This window comes from Streptomyces sp. NPDC043870 (assembly GCF_056435785.1).
Genome location: NZ_JBWKDT010000101.1, coordinates 1 through 5,839 on the forward strand (window position 1 = coordinate 1; position 5,839 = coordinate 5,839).

The 5,839-nt window shown below is 72.1% G+C and carries 1 protein-coding gene; it reads left to right on the forward strand.

From position 1 onward, the window contains the following. The coding region (locus AC0699_RS39105; RefSeq protein ID WP_478671243.1) for a type I polyketide synthase at positions 1-5,839 on the forward strand (5,839 nt) is incomplete at both ends.

Below are 5,839 nucleotides of genomic sequence, written 5' to 3' on the forward strand. Positions count from 1 at the left end.
TTCACGGAGGTGGAGCTCCCCGAGGACGGCCGCCGCGACGCCGCACGCTTCGGCCTGCACCCGGCCCTGCTCGACGCCGGCCTCCACGCCATCGGGCACGGCGATCCGGCCGCGACCGGAGCGGGCGCGATGCTGCCGTTCACGTGGTCGGGTGTCTCGTTGCACGCGGTGGGGGCTTCGGCCCTGCGGATGCGGTTGACTCCGACCGCTTCGGGTGACCCGCACACGCTGGCGCTGCTGATCGCGGATGAGTCCGGTCGTCCGGTGGCGTCGGTTGACAGGCTGACCCTTCGCCCGGCCTCAGCCGACCAGGTCCAGGCAGCTGCCGGGGCGCATCTGGAGTCGCTGTTCCGCGTGGAGTGGGTACCGGCGTCTGCCGCACCTGCCGCACCTGCCGCACCTGCCCAGGTCACCGATCTGCGGTGGGCGGTCCTGGGCCGGGATGAGATCGGCCTGGGAAGCACGGGTGCCCAGGTCACCGAGTACGCGGACGTGTCCGCGCTCGGCGCGGCGCTCGACGCCGGCGAACCGGCACCCGACGCGGTCTTCGTCCAGCCGTCTACCGCCCCGCGCGAGCGGGTTGACGTCGTGGGCTCGGTCCACGCGGCGGTGAACGGCGCACTGGAGACGGTCCAGCAGTGGCTGGCGGACGAGCGGTTCGCGGCGACGCGTCTGGTGTGGCTGACCTCGGGTGCGGTGGCCCTCGATGCGGGTGCTGGTGTGCGGGATCTCGCCGGTGGCGCGGTGCGGGGTCTGCTGCGCTCGGCGCAGTCGGAGAACCCGGGCCAGCTCCTCATGCTCGACCTCGCCCCGGACCTCGACGCGGACCTCGATTCGTCGTCCGTGATTCCCGCCGCGCTGGCCTCCGGTGAACCGGAGTTGGCGATCCGCGGCGGAATCGTCAGTGTGCCGCGCCTGGTTCGCGTGCCGTCCTCGGACAGTGCGGCTGAGCTGCCGCTCAGCCTCGGGGACTCGTCCGGGACGGTGCTGGTCACCGGTGCCACCGGCGGTCTTGGCCGGCTGTTCGCGCGCCACCTGGTCACCGCCTACGGCGTCGAGCGCCTTCTGCTGACCAGCCGTCGTGGCCCTGACGCCGACGGCGCGGACGAGCTGATCGCGGAACTGCGCGAGTTGGGCGCTCACGCCGAGCTGGTCGCTTGCGACATCGCCGACCGAGAGGCCCTGGCGGCCCTGCTGGCCGCGATCCCGGCCGATCACCCGCTGTCGGCCGTGGTGCACACCGCCGGTGTCCTGGACGACGGCGTCCTGGCCGCGCTGACCCCGGACCGGGTAGCGACCGTGCTGCGCCCGAAGGTGGACGCGGCCTGGAACCTGCACGAGCTCACACGCGAGCTCGATCTCTCGGCCTTCGTGCTGTTCTCGGGTGCCGCTGCCGCGTTCGGTGCGGCCGGTCAGGCGAACTACGCTGCCGCGAACGCCTTCCTGGAGGGCCTGGCCGAGCAGCGCCGCGCCGAGGGTCTGCCCGCGACCGCGCTCGCCTGGGGCCTGTGGGCCCCGATGGCAGACGGTGGCAGCGGTATGGCCGGCCGGCTCGACGAGGTCGACCTGCGCCGTATCGCGCGGGACGGAGTGGCCGCGCTCGCCGCCGACGAGGGACTTGCCCTCTTCGACACCGCTATGACGGTGGACTCGGCGGTGCTCCTGCCGATGCACCTGGACGTCGCGGTCCTGCGGGCGCGGGCGGTCTCGACCGGTTCGACACAGCCGCTGCTCCGCGCCCTCGTGCGAGTGCCCGCGCGTCGCACCGTCGACCGGCGTGAGGGCGGGACGGACGCGGGCTCGCCGCTCGTGTCCCGGCTGCTGGCGCTGCCGGCCGCCGAGCACGAGGGCGTACTCCTGGACCTGGTGTGTGGTCGTGTCGCCGCTGTTCTGGGTCACGCCGGCGGGGACGCGGTCGATGCTGAACGGGCCTTCCGTGACCTCGGCTTCGACTCCCTCACGGCCGTTGAGCTGCGTAACGTCCTCAAGACGGAGACCGGTCTTCGCCTCCCGCCCACGCTGATCTTCGACTACCCGACGCCGATCGCACTCGCCCGGCACCTGCTGTCGGAACTCGGCGTGACCGGCGGTGCGGCCGACCAGGGCCGAGACGGGGCGCGGACGCCGGGGGGGACCGCCCTGGGCCTGGCGGACGACCCGATCGTCATCGTCGGAATGGGTTGTCGCTTCCCGGGTGGTGTGCGAACGCCCGAGGACCTGTGGCAGCTCGTCGCGAACGGCGGCGACGGCATCACTACCTTCCCGACCGACCGTGGTTGGAACGTCGAGGCGCTGTACCACCCGGACCCGGACCACGCGGGGACGTCGTACACGCGTGAGGGCGGTTTCCTGCATGACGCCGCCGAGTTCGACCCGGCCTTCTTCGGTATCTCGCCGCGTGAGGCGCTGGCGATGGACCCGCAGCAGCGGCTCCTCCTGGAAACCTCGTGGGAGGCGTTCGAGCGGGCCGGGATCGATCCGACCGCCATGCGTGGCAGCCGTACGGGCGTCTTCGCCGGCGTCATGTACCACGACTACGTGAGCGGCATCGGCATCGGAGACGGTGTCGGTGCGGGCGACGAACTGCCGGAGGGCGTCGAGGGATACCTCGGCACCGGTAACGCGGGCAGCATCGCCTCCGGCCGGATCGCGTACACCTTCGGCCTGGAGGGTCCGGCTGTCACCGTCGACACGGCCTGCTCGTCCTCCCTCGTCGCCCTGCACTGGGCGATCCAGGCGCTGCGGCAGGGCGAGTGCGACATGGCACTGGCCGGCGGTGTGGCGATCATGGCGACGCCCGAGACTTTCATCGACTTCAGCCGTCAGCGTGGTCTTGCGACCGACGGGCGCTGCAAGTCCTTCGCGGCGGCCGCGGACGGCACCGGCTGGGCCGAGGGCGCCGGCATGCTCCTCGTGGAGCGGCAGTCGGACGCGCTGCGAAACGGCCACCCCATCCTGGCCGTTGTACGAGGCTCCGCGGTCAACCAGGACGGTGCGAGCAACGGTCTGACGGCGCCGAACGGGCCCTCGCAGCAGCGGGTGATCCGCGAGGCCCTGGCCGGCGCCGGCCTGTCGACCTCGGATGTGGACGTCGTCGAGGCCCACGGCACCGGCACGCGACTCGGGGACCCGATCGAGGCGCAGGCGCTCCTCGCCACGTACGGGCAGGAGCGTCCGGATGGCCGGCCGCTGCTCCTGGGCTCGATCAAGTCGAACATCGGTCACACGCAGGCGGCGGCCGGTGTGGCGGGCGTCATCAAGATGATCATGGCGATGCGGCACGGGGTGTTGCCCAAGACGCTGCACGTGGATGCGCCGTCGCCGCAGATCGACTGGGAGGCCGGTGACGTCAGCCTGCTGACCGAGGCGGTGGCCTGGCCCGAGACCGGGCGTCCGCGCCGGGCCGGTGTGTCGTCGTTCGGCATCAGCGGTACCAACGCGCACACGATCATCGAGCAGCCGCCCCTTCCTGCGCAGGTGGCGGACGTACCTCAGTCGGACGCCTCACTTCCGGTCGTGTCCTGGGTGCTCTCGGCGAAGGGCGAGGAAGCCCTCCAGGCGCAGGCGCGTCAGCTGCACTCCTACGTCCTGTCCGCGCCGGATGTCCGTCCGGTCGACGTCGCCTGGTCGCTCACGACCGGCAAGGCGTCCTTCGAGGACCGCGCCACGATCGTGGCCACGGACCGCAACGGGCTCCTCGCCGGACTCGAAGCGCTGGCTGAGGGCCGCTCGACGACGCGTGTGGTGGCAGGCTCGCCGGTCGGCGGGAAGGTCGCCTTCCTGTTCACGGGGCAGGGCAGCCAGCGGCTCGGGATGGGGCGTGAACTCTACGACGCCGTCCCGGTGTTCGCGGACGCGCTGGACGCGGTGTGCGAGCGACTGGACCCGCTGCTCGAACTGCCGCTGAGGGACGTGCTGTTCGGCTCCGACCGGGACGCCCTCGACCGCACGGAGTACACGCAGCCGGCGCTCTTCGCCGTCGAGGTGGCGCTGTTCCGGCTCGTGGAGAGCTGGGGCATGAAGCCCGACTTCCTCTCCGGTCACTCCATCGGCGAGATCGCGGCCGCGCATGTCGCGGGTGTCCTGTCGCTGGACGACGCGTGTGTGCTGGTGGCGGCGCGGGGTCGGCTGATGCAGGCGCTGCCGGCCGGTGGGGTGATGATCGCCGTCCAGGCTTCGGAGGACGAGGTGCTGCCGCTGCTCACCGAGACCGACCGCGTGAGCATCGCCGCCATCAACGGCCCGCAGTCGGTGGTGATCGCCGGAGACGAGGATGTGGCGGTCGCCATTGCCGAGTCCTTCGAGACCCAGGGCCGCAAGACCAAGCATCTGACGGTCAGCCACGCGTTCCACTCCCCGCACATGGACGGGATGCTGGAGGACTTCCGCCAGGTCGTGGCGGGCCTGTCTTTCGGGGCACCACGTATTCCGATCGTGTCGAACCTGACCGGCGTCCTCGTCGCCGACGACGAGATGGGCACGGCGGAGTTCTGGGTCCGGCACGTCCGCGAGGCCGTCCGCTTCCTCGACGGCATGCGTGCCCTGCAGGACGCCGGAGTGACGACGTACCTCGAACTCGGTCCGGGCGGCGTGCTCTCGGCCATGGGCGAGGAGTGCGTGACGGGTGACGGTCTCGCCTTCGTCCCCGTGCTGCGGAACGGTCGTTCCGAGACCGAGACCGTGGTCACTTCGCTCGCCCAGGCCCACGTGCGGGGCCTGGACGTGGACTGGTCGGCGTTCTTCGCCGGTGCGGGTGCCCGGCGGGTCGAGCTGCCGACGTACGCCTTCCAGCGGCAGCGCTACTGGCTGCAGCTGTCGGGCACGGCGCGGGGCGCCATCGGCGGTGACCTCGACTCCCGCTTCTGGGACGCGGTGGAGCGCGAGGATCTCGAATCGCTCGCCGACACCCTGGACATGGACGACGAGAGCGCGTGGAGCTCGGTTCTGCCGGCCCTGTCGGCGTGGCGCCGTGGCCTGCGGACGCAGTCCGAGGTGGACCGGTGGCGTTACCGGGTGTCGTGGAAGCCGCTGACCGATGGGGCGGCGGCCGGTGTGCGGCTCTCGGGTGTGTGGGTGGTCCTGGTGCCCGCCGAGGGCGTGGACGACTCGGCCGTGGTGGGTGGGCTGACCGGGCGTGGGGCTGAGGTCCGGCGTGTGGTGGTCGGAGCCGGTGCCGATCGGGCTGCGGTTGCCGGTTTGCTGGCTGATGCGGATGTCGTGGCCGGTGTGGTGTCGCTGCTCGCGCTGGGCGAGGCCCAGGGGGTGTTGTCCACGGTCGGCCTGGTGCAGGCGTTGGGCGATGCCGGGGTGGAGGCGCCGCTGTGGTGCCTGACCCGTGGTGCTGTGAGTGTGGGGCGTTCGGACCGTCTGGTTTCGGCGGTGCAGGCGCAGGTGTGGGGTCTGGGTCGGGTGGCCGCGCTGGAGGTTCCTGAGCGTTGGGGCGGTCTGGTGGACCTGCCTGAGGTGTGGGACGAGCGGGCGATGGCCCGTCTGGTCGGTGTACTGGCCGGTGGTAGCGGTGAGGACCAGGTCGCGGTGCGGTCCTCCGGGGTGTTCGGGCGTCGGCTGGTCCGTGCTGCTGCCGGGGGCGCGGTTGCGTGGGCGCCGTCCGGGACCGTGCTGGTGACCGGTGGTACGGGTGCTCTGGGAGGCAGGGTCGCGCGGTGGCTGGCGGGGGCGGGCGCGGAGCGTCTGGTGCTGACCAGCCGGCGGGGCGCGGACGCGCCGAGCGCGGCTGAGCTGGTGGCCGAGCTGTCGGGGCAGGGCGTGGACGTATCGGTGGTGGCGTGTGACGCCGCTGACCGCAACGCGCTGCGTGAGCTGCTCGCGGCCGAGGCCG